The 23,169-nt window shown below is 63.8% G+C and carries 15 protein-coding genes and 2 pseudogenes; 10 read left to right on the top strand and 7 right to left on the bottom strand.

What is annotated here, in order from left to right; genetic code table 11:
• Position 1: 1 nt before the first annotated feature.
• From ACFXS9_RS29210 to ACFXS9_RS29200, 3 genes and pseudogenes are all read right to left on the bottom strand, one after another.
• The gene (locus tag ACFXS9_RS29210; RefSeq protein ID WP_392694809.1) at positions 2–607 is read right to left on the bottom strand and encodes a GNAT family N-acetyltransferase; all 606 of its coding nucleotides are present in this window, start codon (positions 605–607) and stop codon (positions 2–4) included.
• Positions 608–723: 116 nt separating this feature from the next.
• Positions 724–1,865, bottom strand: a pseudogene (locus ACFXS9_RS29205) (type III PLP-dependent enzyme).
• Positions 1,866–2,521: 656 nt separating this feature from the next.
• Entirely contained in the window at positions 2,522–2,782 is a 261-nt protein-coding gene (locus ACFXS9_RS29200; protein ID WP_392694806.1) for a hypothetical protein, read from the bottom strand.
• Between the two features lie 176 nt (positions 2,783–2,958).
• Here ACFXS9_RS29200 and ACFXS9_RS29195 point away from each other — a divergent pair, with 176 nt between their 5' ends.
• The 4 genes from ACFXS9_RS29195 (at position 2,959) to ACFXS9_RS29180 (ending at position 7,615) form a co-directional block, all read left to right on the top strand.
• Positions 2,959–5,049, top strand: coding sequence for a M3 family metallopeptidase (locus ACFXS9_RS29195; RefSeq protein ID WP_392694803.1), 2,091 nt, complete (start codon positions 2,959–2,961; stop codon positions 5,047–5,049).
• Positions 5,050–5,188: 139 nt separating this feature from the next.
• Positions 5,189–5,827 (top strand): DUF1007 family protein, encoded by a 639-nt coding sequence (locus tag ACFXS9_RS29190; protein WP_392700074.1) that lies wholly within the window; start codon positions 5,189–5,191, stop codon positions 5,825–5,827.
• 95 nt (positions 5,828–5,922) lie between these two features.
• Positions 5,923–6,912 (top strand): nickel/cobalt transporter, encoded by a 990-nt coding sequence (locus ACFXS9_RS29185; protein WP_392700073.1) that lies wholly within the window; start codon positions 5,923–5,925, stop codon positions 6,910–6,912.
• Between the two features lie 268 nt (positions 6,913–7,180).
• Positions 7,181–7,615 carry an acyl-CoA thioesterase gene (locus ACFXS9_RS29180; RefSeq protein WP_392694801.1) on the top strand — a complete coding sequence of 145 codons (435 nt, stop codon included), beginning with the start codon at positions 7,181–7,183 and terminating at the stop codon, positions 7,613–7,615.
• A gap of 809 nt (positions 7,616–8,424) precedes the next feature.
• On the opposite strand, the gene ACFXS9_RS29175 is transcribed toward ACFXS9_RS29180, so the two are convergent.
• A complete protein-coding gene (locus ACFXS9_RS29175; protein ID WP_392694798.1) occupies positions 8,425–8,823 on the bottom strand; it encodes an MAPEG family protein in 399 nt (132 codons plus the stop codon).
• Between the two features lie 101 nt (positions 8,824–8,924).
• Between ACFXS9_RS29175 and hemH the strand changes: the two genes are divergently transcribed.
• The 4 genes from hemH (at position 8,925) to ACFXS9_RS29155 (ending at position 12,244) form a co-directional block, all read left to right on the top strand.
• On the top strand, positions 8,925–9,959 hold the full coding sequence (gene hemH / locus ACFXS9_RS29170) for a ferrochelatase (RefSeq protein ID WP_392694795.1): 1,035 nt from the start codon (positions 8,925–8,927) through the stop codon (positions 9,957–9,959).
• A 173-nt stretch (positions 9,960–10,132) separates the two neighbouring features.
• Positions 10,133–11,134, top strand: coding sequence for an SPFH domain-containing protein (locus ACFXS9_RS29165; RefSeq protein WP_392694791.1), 1,002 nt, complete (start codon positions 10,133–10,135; stop codon positions 11,132–11,134).
• A gap of 36 nt (positions 11,135–11,170) precedes the next feature.
• On the top strand, positions 11,171–11,617 hold the full coding sequence (locus ACFXS9_RS29160; RefSeq protein ID WP_392694789.1) for an NfeD family protein: 447 nt from the start codon (positions 11,171–11,173) through the stop codon (positions 11,615–11,617).
• A gap of 75 nt (positions 11,618–11,692) precedes the next feature.
• Positions 11,693–12,244 (top strand): carboxymuconolactone decarboxylase family protein, encoded by a 552-nt coding sequence (locus tag ACFXS9_RS29155; protein ID WP_392694787.1) that lies wholly within the window; start codon positions 11,693–11,695, stop codon positions 12,242–12,244.
• A 102-nt stretch (positions 12,245–12,346) separates the two neighbouring features.
• On the opposite strand, the gene ACFXS9_RS29150 is transcribed toward ACFXS9_RS29155, so the two are convergent.
• The gene (locus ACFXS9_RS29150) at positions 12,347–13,366 is read right to left on the bottom strand and encodes an SIS domain-containing protein (RefSeq protein ID WP_392694785.1); all 1,020 of its coding nucleotides are present in this window, start codon (positions 13,364–13,366) and stop codon (positions 12,347–12,349) included.
• Between the two features lie 194 nt (positions 13,367–13,560).
• Here ACFXS9_RS29150 and ACFXS9_RS29145 point away from each other — a divergent pair, with 194 nt between their 5' ends.
• Positions 13,561–15,264, top strand: coding sequence for an outer membrane beta-barrel protein (locus ACFXS9_RS29145; protein WP_392694782.1), 1,704 nt, complete (start codon positions 13,561–13,563; stop codon positions 15,262–15,264).
• Between the two features lie 211 nt (positions 15,265–15,475).
• Here ACFXS9_RS29145 and ACFXS9_RS29140 read toward each other — a convergent pair whose 3' ends face one another.
• Both ACFXS9_RS29140 and gltB read right to left on the bottom strand, forming a co-directional pair.
• Complete coding sequence (locus ACFXS9_RS29140; protein WP_392694779.1) at positions 15,476–16,933, bottom strand: glutamate synthase subunit beta; 1,458 nt, start codon at positions 16,931–16,933, stop codon at positions 15,476–15,478.
• 150 nt (positions 16,934–17,083) lie between these two features.
• A pseudogene (gene gltB / locus ACFXS9_RS29135) lies at positions 17,084–21,816 on the bottom strand (glutamate synthase large subunit).
• Between the two features lie 480 nt (positions 21,817–22,296).
• Between gltB and ACFXS9_RS29130 the strand changes: the two are divergent.
• Positions 22,297–23,037, top strand: a complete 741-nt coding sequence (locus ACFXS9_RS29130) for a hypothetical protein (protein ID WP_392700072.1) — start codon at positions 22,297–22,299, stop codon at positions 23,035–23,037.
• Positions 23,038–23,169 lie beyond the last annotated feature (132 nt).

Below are 23,169 nucleotides of genomic sequence, written 5' to 3'. Positions count from 1 at the left end.
CTTAGGCCACGCGCGGCAGGAGCAAGGTCTTCGTCTTCCTGGCCCGCACTGCCTTTGTTTTCGGCAAGCGTGCACCGGTCGGAACGATCATGCCGCAGGCGCCGTCGAGCGCGCCTTCGCAAAACTCCAGGCCGAGCAGCCGGTCGCGCTCGAAGGCGCCCGGCAGCGACAGCTCGCCGGTCTTCGCGGCCGAGAAGCCGAAGCGGGCGTAGTACGGCGCATCGCCCAGCAGGACTACCGCGCGATGGCCACGCGCCTTCGCCGCCGCGAGCGCGTGGTCCATCAGCGTAGCCCCGACCCCGAGCTGGCGGGAGGAAGCCTCCACCGCCAGCGGGCCGAGCATGAGCGCCGGGATGCCCCCGGCGCTGACGTGCCACAACCGCAACGTACCGACCAGCCGGCCCTTGCTCACAGCCGAAAGGCTGAGGCCTTCGGCGGGCGCGCGTCCGTCGCGCAGGCGCTGGCAGGCGCGCATATGGCGGTTTTCGCCAAAGCAGGCATCCAGCAGCGCCTCACGCGCGGCGACGTCCGAGGCCCGCTCGCTGCGGATCGCGAACGGAGCGGCATCGGAGATGAGGGCAGCAGGGGTCTTCCGCAAAGCAGTCATGGCACGTCAGTCCCCGCTCCAACGGCAGGCGAGCCGCGAAGCGTTGTCTTGAATTCGGATGTGCAGGGGAGGGAGCCGGCGCACCGGCTCCCGTTATTCGAGCCTCTAACGAGGCGTCAGATGTGGTAGGTCCGCAGCGGCGGGATGCCGTTGAACGCCACCGACGAGTAAGTCGACGTGTAGGCCCCGGTGCCTTCGATCAGCAGCTTGTCGCCAATCTCGAGCGTCACCGGAAGCGGGTACGGCATCTTCTCGTACAGCACGTCGGCGCTATCGCAGGTGGGGCCTGCGAGCACGCACGGCGTCATCTCCGCGCCGTCGTGCGGCGTGCGGATGGCGTAGCGGATCGACTCGTCCATCGTCTCGGCGAGCCCGCCGAACTTACCGATGTCGAGATACACCCAGCGCACCTCGTCCTCGTCGCTCTTCCTGGAGATCAGGACGACTTCGGTCTCGATGATGCCGGCGTTGCCGACCATGCCGCGGCCCGGCTCGATGATGGTCTCCGGGATCTGGTTGCCGAAGTGCTTGCGCAGCGCACGGAAGATCGACCGGCCGTATTGCAGGACCGGAGGAACGTCCTTGAGGTACTTGGTCGGGAAGCCGCCGCCCATGTTGACCATGGACAGGTTGATCCCGCGCTCCGCGCAGTCCCGGAACACCGTCGAGGCCATCGCCAGCGCGCGGTCCCACGCCTTCACCTTGCGCTGCTGAGAGCCGACATGGAACGAGATGCCGACCGGCTCCAGCCCCAGACGCTTGGCGAGGTCGAGCACCTCGACCGCCATCTCCGGGTCGCAGCCGAACTTCCGCGACAGCGGCCATTCGGCGCCGGCGCAGTCATAGAGGATGCGGCAGAACACTTTTGCGCCGGGAGCAGCGCGCGGATCTTCTCGACTTCGGCGGCGCAGTCGACCGCAAACAGGCGAATGCCGAGCGCGAAGGCGCGCGCGATGTCGCGCTCCTTCTTGATCGTGTTGCCAAAGGAGATGCGGTCCGGCGTCGCACCGGCAGCCATCGCCATTTCGATTTCGGCAACGGTTGCGGTGTCGAAGCAGGAGCCCATGGAGGCGAGCAGCGACAGCACTTCGGGGGCCGGATTGGCCTTCACCGCGTAGAACACGCGGCTGTCCGGCAGCGCCTTGGCAAAGGTCTGGTAGTTGTCGCGCACGACTTCGAGGTCGACGACGAGGCACGGCTCAGTGTCCTGGCCCTCGCTGCGGCGGTTACGCAGGAATTCCTGAATACGTTCGGTCATAGCACCCTCCAAACGGCCCAGCGACGGGTCCCGTTCAAATTTGATCTCGGACGTGAGTGCTTTGGCGTTGTCGCACGATGGAGACGCGACGAAGCCTCGAACTCAAGAACCGAATTGTGCTGCCGTGGATTGGTTGGGAATTTTCCCGCCCGCTCACCTGGCAATGAAGGACAAGCCTTTTCAGTAGCCCGCGCCGGCGGTGGAATGCCGGTAGAGACCAAAAAAGCCCGATCCGTCGTTGCTTTAAGTCGCGTCCCCCGTTGAGAGCGGGGTGCGCCGGTTCGCCTCCGGCTGCCAGTCACGGTTGCAAAGGATGGAGGGACCTTCAACGGCATCTCTTGAGAGAGATGCTGGCCACTCGAACAGGAGCGACCCTCGGTTCTTCATCCCTTGGCGGCTGTCCGGCCTCTTGTCCGGATACCTACCGACTGACACACGACCACAGGCACGTGCGAAATTGGGCAAGGCTGGAAATAAGACTTTTGATTCTGCTGCGCAAGAATTTTTTTAGGCTGGGGACAAATTTCCCCGACGTGTGCTTACGAAAGCGTTCGCAGCGCGCACGGCTCACGACAAACATGAATGGAAGTTAAGATTTTCTCAGGCAGGCGATGAATGCTTCAGCGCCTGTGCCGCAGCGCTTTCTTGAATGCGCGTCAGGCGCGCTTGGAGAATGGCTCGATGCGCTGTGCGCCGCGGATGAACGCCACCATGACCATCACGCCGATGCCGAACAGCACCGCCTGGAGAATGTGTGCGCTGGTGTCGTTGAGATCGAACAGGATCGCGAGTGCCCAGCCGCCGGCAAACGCTGCGCCGAACACTTCCGCGCCGATCAGGATCGCCGCCGAAATGACGGTGATGACGCTCGGCCAGACGATCTGGCGGGAGGATGTGGAGGCGGGCTGTGGGCTCATGAAAAAGGTCCTGTTTCTCGGGGGCGCAATCTCTCCGAAAAGGCCCTCGCTATCAAGCACAAAAGGCCCAAAAATGCCGCATCGCGTGCTATAGATTGCCGCATCTTCTGGAGCGTTTTCGCGCGAAATCGGTAGCGGTTTCAGCCAAAGAAAACGAGGCAAAAACGGGAATTGTGATGTCAGAAACCCTGCAGACGGCGGCCCCTTCGGAAGCTGGCGAAAACCCGCTGCTCCGGCCGTGGCAGACGCCGTTCGAGACACCGCCCTTCAGCGAGATCCAGCCGGAACATTTCCTGCCCGCCTTCGAGCAGGCCTTTGCCGATCACGCCGCCGAGATCGCGGCGATCACCCATGATCCCACGGTGCCGGACTTCGCCAACACCATCACGGCGCTGGAGCGCTCGGGCAAGCTGCTCGCGAAGGTCTCTGCCGTGTTCTACGACCTGGTCTCGGCGCACTCCAATCCGGCGATCCTGGAAATCGACACGGAAGTCTCCTTGCGGATGGCGCGGCACTGGAACCCGATCATGATGAACGCGGTGCTGTTCGGCCGCATTGCGCTGCTGCACGAGAACCGCGCCACGCTCGGCCTGACCGGCGAACAGATGCGGCTTCTGGAGCGCACCTACACCAACTTCTACCGCGCCGGCGCCGGACTCGACGAGGTCGCCAAGAAGCGCCGGGCCGAGATCAACGAGCGGCTGGCCCAGCTCGGCACCGCGTTCAGCCACCATCTGCTCGGCGACGAGCAGGACTGGTTCATGGAGCTCGGCGAGGACGATCGTGACGGCCTTCCGGAGGCCTTCATCGCCGCGGCCAAGGCCGCCGCTGAAGAGCGCGGCATGGCGGGCAAGGCGATTGTGACGCTGTCGCGCTCCTCGGTCGAGCCGTTCCTGAAGAGCTCCGCCCGCCGCGACCTGCGCGAGAAGGTCTTCAAGGCCTTCACCGCGCGCGGCGACAATGGCAACGCCAACGACAACAATGCCACCATCGTCGAGATCCTCGCGCTCCGCGAGGAGGCCGCCAAGATCATGGGCTTTCCGACCTACGCCGCCTACCGGCTGGAGGATTCCATGGCCAAGACGCCGGAGGCGGTGCGCAGCCTCCTGGAGCGGGTCTGGAAGCCCGCCCGGGCCCAGGCGCTCGCCGACCGCGACGCGCTGCAGGCGCTGATCGCGGAGGAGGGCGGCAACTTCGCGCTGGCTCCGTGGGACTGGCGCTACTACGCCGAAAAGCTGCGGCAGCGGCGGGCCGATTTCGACGACGCGGCGATAAAGCCCTATCTGGTGCTTGACCACATGATCGCGGCCGCCTTCGACTGCGCCACCCGCCTGTTCGGGATCACCTTCTCCGAGCGCAAGGACATTCCGGTCTGGCATCCGGATGTCCGGGTCTGGGAGGTCAAGGACGCCGCCGGCAAGCACAAGGCGCTGTTCTATGGCGATTATTTCGCCAGGCCCTCAAAGCGCTCCGGCGCCTGGATGACCTCGCTGCGCGACCAGCAGAAGCTCGACGTCGACGTCGCCCCGCTGATCATCAACGTTTGCAATTTCGCCAAGGGCGCGGACGGCCAGCCGTCGCTGCTGTCGCCGGACGACGCGCGCACCCTGTTCCACGAGTTCGGCCACGGCCTGCACGGCATGCTGTCCGATGTGACTTATCCCTCGCTGTCGGGGACATCGGTGTTCACCGATTTCGTCGAGCTGCCCTCGCAGCTCTACGAGCATTGGCAGGAGCAGCCGCAGGTGCTGCGGCAGTTCGCCAGGCACTACCAGACTGGCGAGCCGCTGCCGGACGACCTGCTGCAGCGCTTCCTCGCCGCGCGAAAATTCAACCAGGGCTTTGCCACCGTGGAGTTCGTCTCCTCGGCGCTGGTCGATCTCGAATTCCATACCCAGCCGGCCGCTGCCAGCCGCGACGTCGCGGCGTTCGAAAAGGCGGAGCTGGAGAAGATCGGCATGCCCGCCGAAATCGCGCTACGGCACCGGCCGACCCAATTCGGCCACATCTTCTCCGGCGATCATTACGCATCGGGCTACTACAGCTACATGTGGTCGGAAGTGATGGACGCCGACGCCTTCGGCGCGTTCGAGGAGGCCGGCGACATCTTCGATCCCGCGGTGGCAAAACGCCTGCACGACGACATCTATTCGTCGGGCGGCTCGCGTAACCCCGAGGACGCCTATGTCGCCTTCCGCGGCCGCGAGCCGGAGGCCGACGCGCTGTTGCGCCGTCGCGGCCTGCTCGAAGCAACGCCGGCGGCCTGATTAGCCGGCGCCGCCTCCTCGTCGTCCCTGCGAACGCAGGGACCCATAACCCCTGGTGTTCGTTGTGAGGGAAAAACTTTTGCCACACTGCCAAAAACAAGCGACACGGCGTCTGGGTCACTGCGTTCGCAGGGACGACATTTTGCGTGCCCTGTTCGGATTGTTGAGCCTGATCGTCGCGTGGTCAGCCGGCGCATCGTCCGCGCAGGCCCATCCCCATGTCTGGATCACCGCCAGGAGCGAGGTGGTCTACGCACCCGACGGCGCGATGACGGGTGTGCGTCACGCCTGGACGTTCGATGACATGTTCTCGACCTACGCGCTGCAGGGTGTCGCGACCAAGACCAAGAGCGTCTACACCCGCGAGGAACTGGCGCCGCTGGCGCAGACCAATGTCGAGTCGCTGAAGGACTTCGCCTATTTCACCTTCGCCAAGGCCGACGGCAAGAAGGCGAAGTTCGAGGAGCCGATCGACTATTACCTCGAATACAAGGATAGCGCGCTGACGCTGCATTTCGTGCTGCCGCTGAAGGCGCCGGTGACCTCGAAGCAGTTGGCGCTGGAAGTGTTCGACCCCTCCTACTTCATCGACTTCAAGTTCGAAGACAAGGATCCGATCAAGCTGATCGGCGCGCCCGCCGCCTGCCAGATGCAATTCCAGCGGCCGAACGATGAGACCGCCAACACCCAGCGCCTGAATGAGCAGAACTTCATGAACGGCGACAATTCCAACTATGGCGCGATGTTCGCCAACAAGATCACGGTGAACTGTCCGTGAGGCGGATCCTCCCCACGGGCCTCGCGCGAGCTATCGCAACGACGGCCGCGGCGATCGCGGCCGTCGTGATTTTCGACGCCGCCTTGCATGCGCTGATGGCGCAGAATCCGTTCGGTGGTCCACGTCCCGCGGCTGAGCCGCAGGTCGGCGGCGTGATCGGATGGATTTTGGCCAAGCAATCCGAATTCTACCGCGAAATGTCCGCCACCATCCGCGCGGCGAAATCGGACGGCAGCGCAGTCTGGACGCTGCTTGGAATTTCCTTCGCTTACGGCATTTTTCATGCCGCCGGCCCCGGCCACGGCAAGGCGGTGATCTCGTCCTACCTCGTCGCCAATGAGGAAACGGCGCGGCGCGGCATCGTGCTGTCGTTCGCCTCGGCGTTCTTGCAGGCGTTGGTGGCGGTCGCGATCGTGGCCGTCTTCGCCTGGCTGCTCTCTTCCACCGCCAAGACGATGTGCTCTGCGGAGAAGGCGATCGAGGTCGTCAGCTACGCGCTGATCGCAGCGTTCGGCGCCCGGCTGGTATGGACCAAGGGCGGCGGCTTTATGCGCGCGCTGCAGGCGAAGCCGGAACTGGCGATGGCATCGGCCACGGCTCATCATTACGGTCATGACCACGGCCACGCCCATCATCATCACCATCATCATGATCACGGCGATCATCACGGCCATGGTCATGACCATGTTCATGACGAGCATTGCGGCCATTCGCACGGGCCGACACCGGACCAACTCGCCGGTCCGGGCGGCTGGCGGCGCGGCTTGGGAACGATCTTTGCCGTGGGCATGCGGCCCTGCTCGGGTGCCATCCTGGTGCTGGTGTTTTCGCTGGCGCAGGGCCTGTTCCTGGCCGGTATCGCCGCGACCTTCGTGATGGGCCTCGGCACCGCGATCACGGTCGCCACCATCGCCGTGATCGCCGTATCGGCGAAAGGTCTGGCAAAGCGGCTGAGCGCTGGCCGCGAGGGCGGCGGCGCGCTGATCATGCGCGGCATCGAATTCGGCGCCGCCGGCCTGGTGCTGCTGTTCGGTTTGGGCCTGTTGTTCGGCTACCTCGCCGCCGAACGCGCGACGTGTTTGTGATCCACGCTACGAACTGTCGTCCCTGCCTCCGTGCGCAATCGCGCACTCGGCGCAGGGACCCATAACCACAGGATTAAGTTGGTGGACGAAAGCCGTCGAACAGGGCCTCTCAAAACTTGCGGCACGGCGTATGGGTCCCTGCGTTCGCAGGGATGACAATCTACCGCCATGGATTCCGGAACTCCATTTCGGTAACGCAAGTTGCCGGCTTTATGAAATTGGTTCGCTGCGCTATTCAAGCGCCTGAACACGCAAAGTCGGGAATCCCATGTCACGCGAGCAATTCTGGTTCTTCCACCCGTTCCGGGTGCGCTACTCCGAAATCGACGGCCAGGGCGTCGTCTTCAACGCGCATTACCTGACCTATTTCGACCCCACCATCACCGAATATTTTCGCGCGCTCGGCTACGATCAATATGCCGATGCCAAGAAATCCGGCGTCGATTTCCACGTCGTCAAATCCGTCATCGAATACAAGGCGCCGGTCCGGTTCGACTGGGAGCTCGACGTCGGCGCGCGGGTGGCGCGGATCGGCAATTCGAGCCTCACCTTCGAACTCGCGATTTTTCTGAAAGGCGGCGGTGATGCGCTCGTGACCGGCGAGAGCGTCTGGGTCAACACCGATCAGAAGACGCATCGTCCGGTCCCGATATCGAAGGATATCCGGGACCTGATCGCGACGCGGGAGCGGCACTTGGGCTGAGCCAAGTCGTCGTCGACATCGTACAGGGTGGGCAAACAAAGGCGCGCTAGCGCCGTGCCCACCATCGAGCACGGTGCATGGGCAAGGTAACACGATGGGCAAATCACTTCTGATTTTCCGAAATCGTGTCAAGCCCAGGAATCAAAAATATTCCGCTTTCGTTCTTACCCAAATCAGTCGCATAACTCCGCCCGTCTCACCCGATTGAGGGGCGCTTCGCGATCGTCACGAACGTGCGGTGAGATGCGGTGGACGCTGAATGCGCGCTAGACGTACGCGCAGGAAGCGTACGGCGAAGTCGTGTGGTTCGGGCGCCGCGGTGCTGGCGCTAAGCTGCGTGAAACTATTTGCGCAGCGACGGAGGCAAAAGAGCCGTTCTCCGGGAAGAGCACGAAGTAAGCCGTAAAGCCATTGCGCAGGGAAGGCCGGGATGCTCCCGCTGTACCTGTATGCTCGTGTGCGCTTTTGCTTTGCGCACTTGCACACGAGACCGCGGGTGCAGCCAGCACCCGGTCTTCCCTGCGCCCTCTGAACAAGCGGGCGGAAGTGAATAGCAAACCTCGGGCGCAATGCGTCGCGAGAATGCGGATTTATGTATGTCTCGCGACTACTCCCATCTCGGTCGTCCCGGACAAGCGAGCGAAGCGAGCGCGATCTCAGATGTGCAATTGCACATCGGGAGACCCATACGCCGCGGCGGATATTATCTTGGCAAGATGGTTATCGACTTTCCTTCGACAATTAACGGCGGTGGTTATGGGTCCCTGCTTTCGCAGGGACGACAGCAATTCATCGGCGATAAGCCAACCTCACACCGGCAAATATCCCTTGATCGCCGGCAGAAAGAAGATCGCGATATTGATCGCGAAGCCGAGGCTCCAGAGGATCGAGCGCAGCGTCGGGCGGTTGCCGAGATAGGTGAAGACATAGGCGATCCGCACGATCACGAACAGAATCGCGAGTTCGTCGATCAGCCGCTGCGGCCCGAGCCGAAACTCCGCCAGCAGCACGGCGACTGCAAAGAACGGAAAGGCTTCGATGCCGTTTTGATGCGCGCCAAGTGCGCGGGCGCGGATCGGGTCCTGGTAGAAGGCGGGATCGCGCGGCTTGGCATTGTCGAAACGGCCGTAGGCGGCCCATTTGACCGATGCGATCGTCAGAAGATACAGCAGCACCGTTCCGAAAACGCACCATTCGGCGATCGTCATGGTTCCTCCCCGCGCACACGCGCCCAGCCGCCAGTTGGGAAGCGTAGCGAACCGGCGGTTATCTTGACAAGGATGGTGCAAAGCGCGAAGCCATCGAAATCATGACCGCGGTCGTTCCCCCCAGAAATGCAACGGCGCCGGCAGCCCTGGAGCAACGCATCGGCGTGCTGCTGGTCAATCTCGGTACGCCCGATACCGCCGATGCCCAGGGGGTGCGGGTCTATCTGAAGGAATTCCTCTCCGACCCCCGCGTGATCGAGGATCAGGGCCTCGTCTGGAAAGCGATCCTCAACGGCATCATTCTGCGGGTGCGTCCCAGTCGAAAGGCGCGCGACTACCAGAAGATCTGGAATGCCGAGAGAGGCGAATCCCCGCTCAAGACCATCACCCGGTCGCAGGCCGACAAGCTCGCGGCGGCGATCGCCGATCGCGAGCACGTCGTGGTCGATTGGGCGATGCGCTACGGCAATCCGTCGATCCGCTCGCGGATCGATGCCCTGGCTGCGCAAGGCTGCGATCGTCTGCTGGTGGTGCCGCTCTATCCGCAATATTCCGCGGCGACCTCGGCGACGGTCTGCGACGAGGTGTTTCGCGCGCTCGCCGACATGCGGGCGCAGCCGACGCTGCGGGTGAGTCCGCCTTATTATGACAATCCCGATTACATCGAAGCGCTCGCCGTCTCGATGTCAGAACATCTGGCGGCTCTGCCGTTCCAGCCCGAACTGATCGTGGCGTCGTTTCACGGCATGCCGCAGAAATATGTCGACAAGGGCGATCCCTATTACGCGCAGTGCGTCGCAACGACGGAAAGCTTGCGCAAGCGGTTGGGCCTTGATCCCTCCAGACTGGTCCTGACATTTCAATCGCGCTTCGGCACCGACGAGTGGCTGCAGCCCTACACCGACAAGACCATCGAAAAATTGGCGAAAGATGGCGTGAAACGCATTGTGGTGGTGACGCCCGGCTTCTCCGCCGATTGCCTGGAGACGCTGGAGGAGATCGCGCAGGAAAACGCCGAGATTTTCAGGCACAACGGCGGCGAGCAGTTTTCCGCAATTCCCTGCCTGAACGACAGCGAGCCCGGCATGGATGTCATCCGCCAACTCGTTTTGCGCGAACTTCAAGGCTGGATTTAACCACCTCACAACCAACTCGCCGTTCGGAGCCCAAGAACATCTGGTGGCCCGCAAACTATTCCCTAGCTATATAACCATAAACTGAGAATCGCCGGCTGAACCGGCGCCGCGCCGTTGCAGACAAATGAGAGATCGCGCCGGGCAACGCACCTTGCCGGCCTTGGAGGGACTTTATGAGTGGCTTCGACATTTTCGCGATTGCCTTTGTTCTACTTGTCATTGCCACATTGTTCGCGGGCGTCAAAACGGTGCCGCAGGGCTATGATTGGACCATCGAGCGGTTCGGCAAATACACCCGCACGCTGTCGCCGGGGTTGAACCTCATCATTCCCTATTTCGACCGCGTCGGCCGCAAGATGAACATGATGGAGCAGGTGATCAACATTCCCGAGCAGGAGGTGATCACCAAGGACAACGCCACCGTGACGGTGGATGGCGTCGCGTTCTTCCAGGTGTTCGACGCCGCGAAAGCGAGCTACGAGGTCGCCAATCTCGAGCAAGCCATCATCGTCTTGACCATGACCAACATCCGCTCGGTGATGGGCTCGATGGATCTCGACCAGGTGCTGTCGCATCGCGACGAGATCAACGAGCGGTTGCTGCGCGTGGTCGATGCGGCCGTCTCGCCATGGGGGCTCAAGGTCAACCGCATCGAGATCAAGGACATCGTGCCGCCGGCCGACCTGGTCGAGGCGATGGGCCGGCAGATGAAGGCCGAGCGCGTCAAGCGCGCCGACATTCTGCAGGCCGAGGGCCAGCGCCAGTCGGAAATCCTGCGCGCGGAAGGCGCCAAACAGGGTCAGATTTTGCAGGCCGAAGGCCGCCGCGAAGCCGCATTCCGCGACGCCGAAGCGCGCGAGCGCCTGGCGGAGGCGGAAGCCAAGGCGACGCAGATGGTCTCCGAATCGATCGCCAAGGGCGATGTCGCAGCACTGAACTATTTTATCGCCGACAAGTACATCAAGGCGTTCGGACAATTCGCGGATTCGCCGAACCAGAAGATCCTGATGATCCCGCTGGAAGCCACCAGCGTGCTGTCCTCGCTCGCCGGCATCGGCGAGATCGCCAAGGCGACGTTTGGCGAAAGTGCCGCTTCTGCTGCGGCCGCCGCACGACGGACATCGTCGGTGCCGAACACCGGTCCCACCCCGCCGCCGGTTGCGCCGCAGCGGTAAGAGCTTGATCTGGAAGATTGATTAGAGGTTCGTGTCATGGCCGAGATATTTTCGACGTTGGGCACCTGGAACTGGCTGATCTTCGGCTTCGTCCTGATGGCGCTGGAATTGCTCGCGCCGGGTGTCTTCATGTTCTGGCTCGGGCTCGCGGCGCTGTTGGTCGGGCTCGTGTCGTTTGCGATCAGCCCGTCCTGGCAGACGCAATTCCTGATGTTTGCGGTATTCGCGGTTGCCGCGGTACCGGCATGGCGGCACTTTGCGCGCAGCGAGGGAAGCCGCAGCCTGAGCAACCCGTTTCTCAACAACCGGACCAAGGCGCTGATCGGCCGGGAATTCACGCTGGAAAAGCCGATCGTCGGCGGCACCGGCACCGTGCGGATCGACGACACGATCTGGCGCGTCGCCGGCCCTGACGCGCCGGCCGGCAGCCGGGTCAAGGTGGTGCAGGCCGATGGCGCCAGCCTGACGGTGGCGATGGCTTAGCTTTCCGTCATCTCCTTGCACTATGCTATAAAAAGTGTAGCATTGCTACTGTATTAGTAGCAATGGAGGTTGGCCGTGTCACAAGCCGTGCCGCGCATCGCGCCACTTGAGCCGCCTTATGCACCTGACATTGCCGGGCAGTTCGACCGCATCATGCGCGGCGCGCCGCCGCTGGTGCTGTTTCGCGTCATGGCGGGCAACGCGCGGGCCTGGGAGAAATTCCGCGCCGGCAGCCTGCTGGATCGCGGGCCGCTCAGTTTGCGGGAGCGTGAGATCGTCATCGACCGCACCTGCGCGCGAACGGGCTGCGAGTACGAATGGGGCGTGCATGTCACGACGTTCGCGGAAGCCGCGCATCTGACGGAAGAGCAGGTCCGCGCCACCGTGCTCGGCGCCGCCACCGACGCATGTTGGTCGCCGGCAGAGCAGGCCCTGATCGCCGCGGTCGATGCGCTGCACGAGCGCGCCACGCTTGATGACGCCGAATTCGCGGCGCTGTCGGCGCATTACGACGCGAAAATATTCGAGATCATCCTGCTGTGCGGATTCTACCGCACCGTCTCGTATCTCGCGAACGGACTGGCGCTGCCGCTGGAGGAGAAGGTGGCGCGGTTTCCGAAGGCCTAACCCCGTCATTGCGAGCGGAGCGAAGCAATCCATCTCGCGGCATAACGGATAGGTGGATTGCTTCGCTCCGCTCGCAATGACGGGGAAAGGTCGGGAGTTAAGTTACGCCACGCCCGCGCGCAGGAAATCGTGCAGGTGCACGATGCCGATCGGCTTATTGGCCTCGGTCACGATCAGCGTCGTGATCTTCGAGGAGTTGAGGATCTCCAGCGCTTCGCCGGCCAGCACGTCGCGGTCGATCGTCTTCGGATTCCTCGTCATCACCTCGTCGACGGTGGCCGACATGAGCCGCGGCCCCATGTCCATGTGCCGGCGCAGGTCGCCGTCGGTGACGATGCCGACGATGTGTCCGCGGCCGTCGATAATGCCGACACAGCCAAAGCCCTTGGACGTCATCTCGACCAGCGCCTCGGACATCTTGGTGCCGAGCGGCTTCAGCGGCACCGCCTCGCCGGTATGCATGAGGTCGCGGGTGTATTTCAGGAGTGCGCCGAGCTTGCCGCCGGGATGCAGCACGCTGAAATCGACCGAGGTAAAGCCGCGGCCTTCCAGCAATGCGATCGCCAGCGCGTCGCCGAGCGCCAGCATCATCAGGGAAGAAGTGGTCGGCGCGAGATTGTGCGGGCAGGCCTCGCGCGCCTTCGGCAGCGTCAGCGCGATGCCGGCCGCCTTGGCGAGGGAAGATTCGCGCTCCGCCGTCATGGCGATCACGGGAATGCGGAAGCGCTTGGCATAGGTGATCAGATTCTTCATTTCCGGCTGCTCGCCGGACCACGATAGCGCCAGGATGACATCGTCCGGCGTGATCATGCCGAGGTCGCCATGGCTCGCTTCGGCCGCATGGACGAAGAAGGCGGGCGTGCCGGTGGAGGCGAAGGTCGCGGCGATCTTGCGGCCGATATGGCCCGACTTGCCGAGCCCGGTGACGATCAGCCGTCCCTTGGCGTTTCGGATCAGATCGACGGCGGCGACAAAGGGTGCGCGAAGGTCGGACTGCAGCGCCGCCGCGATCGCGGCTATGCCGCCGCCCTCGGCATCGAGCGTGCGCAGCGCCGATTGGACGGCGGCATCAGCGGGTTCAGAGCCGGACGATTCTACCATCAGCGGATTCGGATTGGCCATGTCTGTCCCAGGGAAGGAGGGGCTTCGCACCCCGAACCCCTGCATAGCATGGGCTGTTCGGCGAAGCGACGCGGGGCTGCCGCCCTCAACGGCTCATTAACCATAATTGTTTTAACTCCATTAACGACGTGTTCCGCGAGCGTTCGGCGTTCGTCCACCAAGTATCTGTTTTTGTTGGGGTATATTTTATCGTGATGGCGGGGCCAGTATCGGGCCGGAGCGGCCGCGCGCGCCTCTTCCGCGCAGCCTTGCCGTGCCTTGCGCTGTTCGTCCTGACCGGAACCGCGACGCGAGCGCAAACGCTCACGTCGGACCTGTTCAGCGCAAGGCGCGCCAGTCAGATGCTGCCGCCAGATTCGCCGCTGCGCCGGACGGCGGCAGAGGTGAACGATCCCCTCAACAGCCCGAAGCTGCAAGAAAGCGACAAGCCCGCGCCGTCGCGAATCGGACAGATCCCGAAATACGGTCTGCCGGCCGCGAGCGGCGCAGCCGACATCGGCTACGATCCGCTGAACCGCAAGCGCAAGAAGCCGAAATATTATCCGGGGCAGGCGACGCAGAAGCCGCCGGTCGGACCCGGCAGTCCGCCGCCGCCGATTGCGTCGAACACGCGGCTGCGGCTGTCGATTGCCCCATCGGAATCAGCGCACAAAACCCCGATCCCACCGGCGATTGCGGGCACGGTCGTGGGACAGCCGCCGCGCAAGCGTCTCAGGATCGATGACGATCCGTTCGGCGCGGTCGGCGACTACGCCGGCAGCTTCCTGATCAAGTCCGCGGTCGAATTCTCGGGCGGCTACGACACCAATCCCGGCCGGCTCGCCCCGGCGCAAGGCAAGCCGTTCTATGTGATCGCGCCGGAATTTTTGGCGGTCTCCGACTGGGAGCGTCATGCGCTGGTGGCCGATCTCCGCGGCTCCTTCACCGGCTACGGCAGCAATCTCACGCCGAACGCGGACGGCACGCCGCTGTCGGCGCCGCTCGATGTCGACCGGCCCAACTTCATCGGCCATGTCGACGGCCGGCTCGATGTCAGCCGCGATACGAGGCTGACCGCGCAGGGACGCCTGTTCGTCTCGACGGACAATCCCGGCAGCCCGAACGTGCAGGCCGGCCTCGCCAGATATCCGATCTACACTACACTGGGCACCACTATCGGGGTCGACCAGAGCTTCAACCGGCTGCAGGTTTCCGCCGGTGCCACCGTCGACCGCACCGACTACACCAATTCAAAGCTCACCGACGGCACCTCAACGACCAACGACGACCGCAATTTTAGCCAGTACGGCGGCGTCGGCCGCGCCAGCTATGATTTGAAGCCGGGCATAAAGCCGTTCGTGGAAGTGCAGGGCGACAGCCGCGTGCATGACGTCAGGCTCGACCGCAGCGGATTTGCGCGCGATTCCAGTGGCGGCTACGTCAAGGGCGGCACCAGCTTCGAATTCTCGCGGCTATTGACCGGCGAAATCGCCGTCGGCTACGCCATGCGCGACTATGTCGATCCGAGGCTCGATCGCCTGGAAGGCCTGCTCGTCTCGTCCTCGCTGGTCTGGACCGCAACGCCGCTGACGACGGCAAAATTCTATTCCGACACCACGATCACGGAGACCACGCTGCCAGGCACGTCGGGCGTCCTGACGCATGTCTACACCGTCGAAGTCGACCACGACTTCCGCCGCTGGCTGACCGCGATCGGCAAATTCACCTGGGGCTCGCTCGACTACCAGGGCAATCCGAGGCGTGACAAGATCTACGCCGTGTCGGGCGAAGCCATCTACAAGATGAACCGCAACGTCTGGCTCAGGGGCACGCTCCGGCGCGACTGGCTGGATTCGAATTTGCAGGGGAATAGCACGGCGTCGACGGTGGTGATGCTGGGGGTGAGATTGCAGCACTGAAGCGTCTGGATCTCCGGGTGCGTTCCCCGGATGCTGCGCAGCACGAAGTGATGCGCTGCTGATCCGGGGTCCATGCAGGTGGCGCGATAGGTCCCGGCTCTGCGGAGCAGCGTACCGGACGATGCTTCGCATCGCCGGGACACGCTGCACCGCGTCCGGGACACGACATCATCGCCAACGTGATTGCATGTAGGGGTAGGACAAAGCTGCCTCACCGCGGCAGCGTCGTCGTCCCCATCAAATACTGATCGATCGCCCGGGCGCACAGCCGGCCCTCACGGATCGCCCACACCACCAGCGATTGCCCGCGGCGCATGTCGCCGGCGGAGAAGACGTTCGGCAGCGAGGTCTTGTAGTCGGCCATGTTGGCGCGGACGTTGCCGCGCTGGTCGAGGTCGACGCCCAGCGTCTTCAGCATGCCTTCGTGCACCGGGTGCACGAAGCCCATGGCGAGCAGCACGAGCTGCGCTTCGAGCTCGAATTCGGTGCCTGCAATCGGCTTGAACTTGTCGTCGACCTTCACGCAGTGCAGCTTTTGCACCTTGCCGTCGACGCCCGAGAATTTTTGCGTCAGCACGGCGTATTCGCGGCTCGCGCCTTCGGCCTGGCTCGACGAGGTCCGCATCTTCAATGGCCAGTTCGGCCAGGTCACGCCCTTGTTCTCGTGCTCGGGCGGCGCCGGCATGATTTCGAGCTGAGTCACGGACCTCGCACCCTGCCGGAACGAGGTTCCGATGCAGTCGGAGCCAGTGTCGCCACCGCCGATCACGACGACATGCTTGCCGCCGGCCAGGATATCCTTGACGTCGCCGAGCGGCTCGGAGGAGACGCGGCGGTTCTGCTGCGGCAGGAAGTCCATCGCAAAATGGATGCCGTCGAGATCGCGGCCGGGGATCGGCAGATCGCGGCCGGCTTCGGCGCCGCCGGTCAAGGCTACCGCGTCATACTGGTTGAGCAGCTCGCGCGGATCGATCGCGCCTTGTGAGGTGCCGCCTATATGGACGCCGTAATGGAACGTCACGCCCTCGGCTTCCATCTGCGCCACGCGGCGGTCGATGATGTGCTTTTCCATCTTGAAGTCGGGAATGCCGTAACGAAGCAATCCGCCGGCCTTGGCGAACTTCTCGTAGACATGGACGTCATGGCCGGCGCGCGCGAGCTGCTGCGCGGCCGCAAGGCCTGCAGGTCCGGAGCCGACGATCGCGACCTTCTTGCCGGTCTTGGCTGGCGCGACTTCCGGCTTCAGCCAGCCATTGTCCCAGGCGCGGTCGACGATCGCGCATTCGATCGTCTTGATGGTGACCGGGTTGTCGTCGATGTTGAGCGTGCAGGATGCCTCGCACGGCGCCGGGCAGATGCGGCCGGTGAACTCCGGGAAATTGTTGGTCGAGTGCAGGTTGCGCGAGGCTTCTTCCCAGTTGCCCTGATAAACGAGGTCGTTGAAATCGGGGATCTGGTTATTGACCGGGCAGCCCGGCGTGCCCGGCGCCACCGAGCCGGTGCCGTGGCAATAGGGGATGCCGCAGTTCATGCACCGCGCGGCCTGGTCGCGGGTGTCCTTCTCGCTCAAGGGAATGACGAATTCGCGATAATGCTTCAACCGCTCGGCGACCGGCGCATACTTGCGTTCGTTCCGGTCGATCTCGAGAAAACCTGTGATCTTGCCCATTAAACCTGATGCCCCTGCATCTCTCGTTCGCATCTGTCTGTTTCCGTCACCCTCCGTCATTGCGAGGAGCGTGAGCCGCGAAGCAATCCATGGTTCGGCTTGTGGCGCTATGGATTGCTTCGCTGCGCTCGCAATGACGGGCTGGTGTAACTAAGCCCCGATCGCGATTTTCGGCTCGGCGTCGGCGTCGACCTTCAATTCCTTCAGCGCGCGGCGGTATTCCACCGGCATCACCTTGCGGAATTTAGGCAGCCAGACTTTCCAGTTCGCGAGGATCTCGGCGGCCTTCTTCGACCCAGCCAGTTTGGCGTGGCGCGTGATCAGCACGTGCAGCCGCTCGATGTCGGACTCGAGCAGGTTCTGGAACACGTCGACCCGGCCATGCGCTTCGAGATCGCCGGTGTGGTGATAGGTGTTCTGGTTGATCATCTCTTCCGAGAGCACCGGCTCCAGCTCGACCATCGCCATGTTGCAAAGCTTTGCGAAGTCGCCGGCCTCGTCGAGCACATAGGCGATGCCGCCGGACATGCCGGCTGCGAAGTTGCGGCCGGTCTTGCCCAGCACCACGACGATGCCGCCGGTCATGTATTCGCAGCAATGATCGCCGGCGCCTTCGACGACCGCGATAGCGCCGGAGTTGCGCACCGCAAAGCGTTCGCCGGCGATGCCGCGGAAGTAGCATTCGCCCTCGATCGCACCGTACATCACCGTATTGCCGACGATGATGGACTCCTCCGGCACGATGCCGGAATTCCGCGGCGGCTTGACGACGATCCGGCCGCCCGACAGGCCCTTGCCGACATAATCGTTGCCTTCGCCCTCGAGCTCGAAGGTGACGCCCTTGGCCAGCCACGCGCCGAACGCCTGGCCTGCCGTGCCCTTCAGGCTGACATGAATGGTGTCATGCGGCAGCCCGGCATGGCCGTAGATCTTCGCCACGGCTCCGGACAGCATCGCGCCGGCGGAGCGGTCGGTGTTGTTGATCTCTTCCTCGATTTTCACCGGGGCGCCGCGGTCGAGCGCGGCCTGCGCCTTCTCGATCAGGCGGCGGTCGAGCACCTTCTCCAGATGATGGTTCTGGGCTTCGGCGTGATAGATCTTCTGGCCCTTCTCTTCCTTCTGGCGGACGAAGAGTTTTGAGAAATCGAGCCCCTTGGCCTTCCAGTGCGCCACCAGCGTCGACTGGTCGAGCATCTGGGTCTGGCCGACCATTTCGTCGAATTTGCTGTAGCCGAGCTGCGCCATGATCTCGCGGACTTCCTCGGCGACGAAGAAGAAATAATTGATGACGTGCTCGGGCTGGCCGGTGAAGCGCTTGCGCAGCACCGGATCCTGGGTCGCGACGCCGACCGGGCAGGTGTTGAGATGGCACTTGCGCATCATGATGCAGCCGGCCGCGATCAGCGGCGCGGTGGCGAAGCCGAACTCGTCGGCGCCGAGAAGCGCGCCAATCACGACGTCACGCCCGGTGCGGAAGCCGCCGTCGACCTGGACCACGATGCGGCTGCGCAGCCGCTCGCGCACCAGCGTCTGATGCGTTTCGGCAAGGCCGATCTCCCACGGACTGCCGGCATGCTTGATCGAGGTGAGGGGGAGGCGCCGGTGCCGCCTTCGAAGCCCGCAATGGTGACATGGTCGGCGCGCGCCTTGGCAACGCCCGCGGCCACCGTGCCGACGCCGATTTCGGAAACCAGCTTGACCGAGACCTGACCGTCCGGATTGACGTTCTTGAGGTCGTAGATGAGCTGCGCCAGATCCTCGATCGAATAGATGTCGTGATGCGGCGGCGGCGAGATCAGGCCAACGCCGGGGGTCGAATGTCGCACGCGCGCGATCGTCGCGTCGACCTTGTGGCCAGGCAATTGGCCGCCTTCACCGGGCTTGGCGCCCTGGGCCATCTTGATCTGCATCATGTCGGAGTTGACGAGATATTCCGTCGTCACGCCGAAACGGCCCGAGGCGACCTGCTTGATCGCCGAGCGCATGGAATCGCCGTTAGGCATCGGCTTGAAGCGATCGGCCTCTTCGCCGCCTTCACCGGTATTCGACTTGCCGCCGATTCGGTTCATCGCGATCGCGAGCGTGGTGTGCGCTTCACGCGAGATCGAGCCGAAGCTCATCGCGCCCGTGGCGAAACGCTTGACGATTTCGGAGGCCGGCTCGACCTGGTCGAGCTTCACCGGCTTGCGCTTCTCGTCCTCGGCGGTCTTGATCCGGAACAGGCCGCGCAGCGTCAACAGCCGCTCCGATTGCTCGTTGAGGATTTTTGCGAACGCGCGATAGCGGTCCTGCGAGTTGCCGCGCACGGCATGCTGCAGCGCTGAGACGGACTCGGCCGTCCAGGCGTGGTCCTCGCCGCGGGTGCGGTAGGCGTATTCGCCGCCGACATCGAGCGCGGTCTTGTAGACCTGCGCGTCTCCGAACGCGTCCGTATGGCGCCGCACCGTTTCCTCGGCGATTTCGACCAGGCCCACGCCCTCGATGCGGGTGTGGGTGCCGGCAAAATACTTGGCGACGAAGTCGGCCTTCAGCCCGACGGCGTCAAAAATCTGCGCGCCGCAATAGGACTGGTAGGTCGAGATGCCCATCTTGGACATCACCTTGAGCAGGCCCTTGCCGATCGACTTGATGTAGCGCTTGACGATTTCATAGTCGTCGAGCGCGCCCGGCAGGCGGTCCTTCATCGCGATGATGGTCTCGAACGCCAGATACGGATTAATCGCCTCGGCGCCGTAGCCGGCCAGGCATGCGAAATGGTGCACCTCGCGCGGCTCGCCGGATTCGACGACGATGCCGACCGAGGTGCGCAGGCCGGTGCGGATCAGATGGTGATGCACGGCGGCGCAGGCGAGCAGCGAGGGGATCGGAATCCGGTCCGTGCCCGCCATGCGGTCGGACAGGATGATGATGTTGACGCCTTCGCGCACCGCGCCCTCGGCGCGCGCGCAGAGTTCGTCGAGCACCTGCTCCATCCCCGCCGCGCCGAAGCCGGCATGGAAGGTGGTGTCGAGCGTGCGCGACTTGAAATGGGTATCAGCGACATCGGAGATCGAGCGGATCTTCTCCAGGTCCGCATCGGTCAGGATCGGCTGGCGCACCTCGAGGCGCTTGGTCGAGGCCATACCCTGCAGGTCGAACAGGTTCGGCCGCGGCCCGATGATCGAGACGAGGCTCATGACGAGTTCCTCGCGGATCGGGTCGATCGGCGGGTTGGTGACCTGCGCGAAGTTCTGCTTGAAATAGGTGAACAGCGGCTTGGGCCGGTCCGACAGAGCAGAGATCGGCGTATCGTTGCCCATCGAGCCGGCGGCTTCCTCGCCGGTGGCCGCCATCGGCGTCATCAGGATGTTGATGTCTTCCTGCGAATAGCCGAACGCCTGCTGCCGGTCGAGCAGCGGCAGGTTCGAACGCATGCCCTTGACGGGCGCATCGGGCAATTCCTCCAGCACGAGCTGGGTGCGATGCAGCCAGTCGCTGTACGGGTGGCTCTTGGCCAGCGTCGCCTTGATCTCGCCGTCGGGAATGAGGCGTCCCTGTTCGAGGTCGACTAAAAGCATCTTGCCGGGTTGCAGCCGCCACTTGGTGACGATCTCATCCTCCGGGATCTTCAGCACGCCCATTTCGGACGCCATCACGATGCGGTCGTCCCTGGTGACGAGATAGCGTGCGGGACGGAGCCCGTTGCGGTCGAGCGTGGCGCCGATCTGGCGGCCATCGGTGAACGCGATCGCGGCGGGGCCGTCCCACGGCTCCATCAGCGCGGCGTGATATTCGTAGAAGGCGCGGCGCTGCTCATCCATCAGGGGATTGCCGGCCCACGCTTCCGGAATCATCATCATGACCGCGTGCGGCAGCGAGTAGCCGCCCTGCACCAGGAATTCGAGTGCGTTATCGAAGCAGGCGGTGTCGCTCTGGCCTTCGTAGGAGATCGGCCAGAGGCGGCTGATGTCCTTGCCGTAGAGCTTCGAGTGAACGGAAGCCTGCCGCGCCGCCATCCAGTTGACGTTGCCGCGCAGCGTGTTGATTTCGCCGTTATGGGCGATCATCCGGTACGGATGCGCCAGCGACCAGGTCGGGAAGGTATTGGTCGAGAAGCGCTGATGCACCAGCGCCAGCGCGCTCTCGAAATCCTCTTCGTGCAGATCGGGATAGTACTTGCCGAGCTGGTCGGCGAGGAACATGCCCTTGTAGATCACGGTGCGGCACGACAGCGAGACCGGGTAATAGCCGGCGAGCCCGCGGTCGCGACGCTGGTAGATCGCCTGCGAGATCGACTTGCGCAGGATGTAGAGCCTGCGCTCGAACTCGTCCTCGGTCTTTGCCGTGCCGTTGCGGCCGATGAAGACCTGTATGTGGTAGGGTTCGGTCGGCTTGACGGTTTCGCCGAGCGAAGCGTTGTCGGACGGCACATCGCGCCAGCCGAGCAGCACGAGGCCCTCTTCCTTGATCTGTTCGGCGATGATGCTCTGGATCACCTTTCGCCACGCCGTCTCCTTCGGCATGAACAGCGCGCCGATCGCGTAGTGGCCGGGCTCCGGCAGCTTGAAGCCGAGCTCGGCGGTCTTGCGCGCAAAGAACGCGTGCGGAATCTGCACCAGAATGCCGGCACCGTCGCCGGCGCGCGGATCGGCGCCGACCGCGCCGCGATGTTCGAGGTTGCAGAGAATGCTGATCGCGTCGGAGACGATCTGATGCGACTTGCGGCCCTTGATGTTGGCGATGAAGCCGACGCCGCAGGAATCCTTCTCCATGCCGAGGTCGTACAGGCCCTCGGCCGGCGGGCGCCAGTCATGCTCGCGCGCAATGTCGGCCGGTTTCGAAGCCGCGGTCGCCGACAGGGTTTCTGTCACGATGTTTTCGCGCTCGAATTCCGACCCGCTCATCTCATTCCTCTCAAAAAGGCTAAGGGCCTCACCGCATCCTCGGCGCACCTTGGACGCTTGCGGCACCCACCGGGCCACCGCTCGTCCGCCGCGAGCCGCAATTTCTTAAATTCAGGCTTGGGCGTTCAACGTCCCTGAGGAACGGCCTTGCCTGCACTGCCCTGGAGCTCGTGTCGCCACGGTTTCGTTGCAATCCCTGTGCCGGGACGGCTCCGCAATTGAGACAGTGATACTGTCCTAACTTCGACCATGCCAAATTTTTCTTTATCACACAAGCGCGTGAAAGTCCTCGCCCGCATGCGGATCGGCGCTTGGCGGCCCTGGGGAAAAGCCGGCCGCTGGAGTTTTGCGGCAGCGGCGCCCCGATCCGGCCCAAGGACCGCCGGATTTCGAAATGAAATTCGCCCTGGGCCGTCGGCGAGTGAGCAAAATGCTCCGGCTACGGTCCGGAGGCTGCGGGGTTTACAGGAGCTTTCGGTGATGAAGTTGTTCACGGGATCTTTGGCGGCGGGACTGGTCCTTCTTGTGGGCGGCGCGCAGGCGCAGGTGCCCGGGCCTTATGAGATCGGGCGCTCGCCATACAGGGCGGCATCGGATTTCGAGGCTCCCTATGCGGTGGCACCGCAGCCGGTTCCCGGGCCGTACGACGAGCCCGGGCCGCGCTACGGAGCCGTGCCGCAGTATGGATACGGTCCGGGACTGTTGCCGTCGACGGAAGTCTATTCCGTGCTGCGCGACAACGGATTCTCGCCGCTCGGTATCCCAAGGCTGCGCGGCTTCGTTTACACGATTGCGGCGCTCGACCGCGGCGGCGAGGACGGCCGGCTGGTGATCGACGCACGCAACGGCCGGATCATCCGTTTTGTGCCGTCCTACCGGATGGGCGACAATTTCTACGAAGAGCACAGCGCGCTTCCGGCAACGCCGGGAGCTCCGCCGCCGCAGGCCCATGCGCCGGCCACCCCGGCCAATGTCCAGGCCGCGCCGCGGCCGCAGCGGCCGGCCTCCCATGTCGCGAGCCGCGCGGTGCCGATGCCGAAAGCCAGTCCGGTCGCCGCCAAACCTGCACCGGCGCCGGTCAAGCAGGCTGCAGCGCCCGCGCCGAAGCCGACCGAAGCTCAGGCCGCGGCGTCGCCGGCGGTGACGGGTTCGGTCCCGGCCAAGCCCGCGCCGCAGATTGCGCCGACGCAGGCGATGCCTGACGTGCAGGGGCTGGAGTAACTCTCTGGAGTAACGTCGTCCCTGCGAACGCAGGGACCCATAACCACCAGCGGTCGTTTTGCGAAGGGCGTCTGCCATATCGCCTATCTGATAGATCACGCGGTATTGGTCCCTGCGTTCGCAGGACGATAG

This window comes from Bradyrhizobium sp. RDI18 (assembly GCF_043203335.1).
Lineage (GTDB): Bacteria > Pseudomonadota > Alphaproteobacteria > Rhizobiales > Xanthobacteraceae > Bradyrhizobium > Bradyrhizobium retamae.
This window is presented reverse-complemented; position numbering and strand designations above follow the sequence as displayed.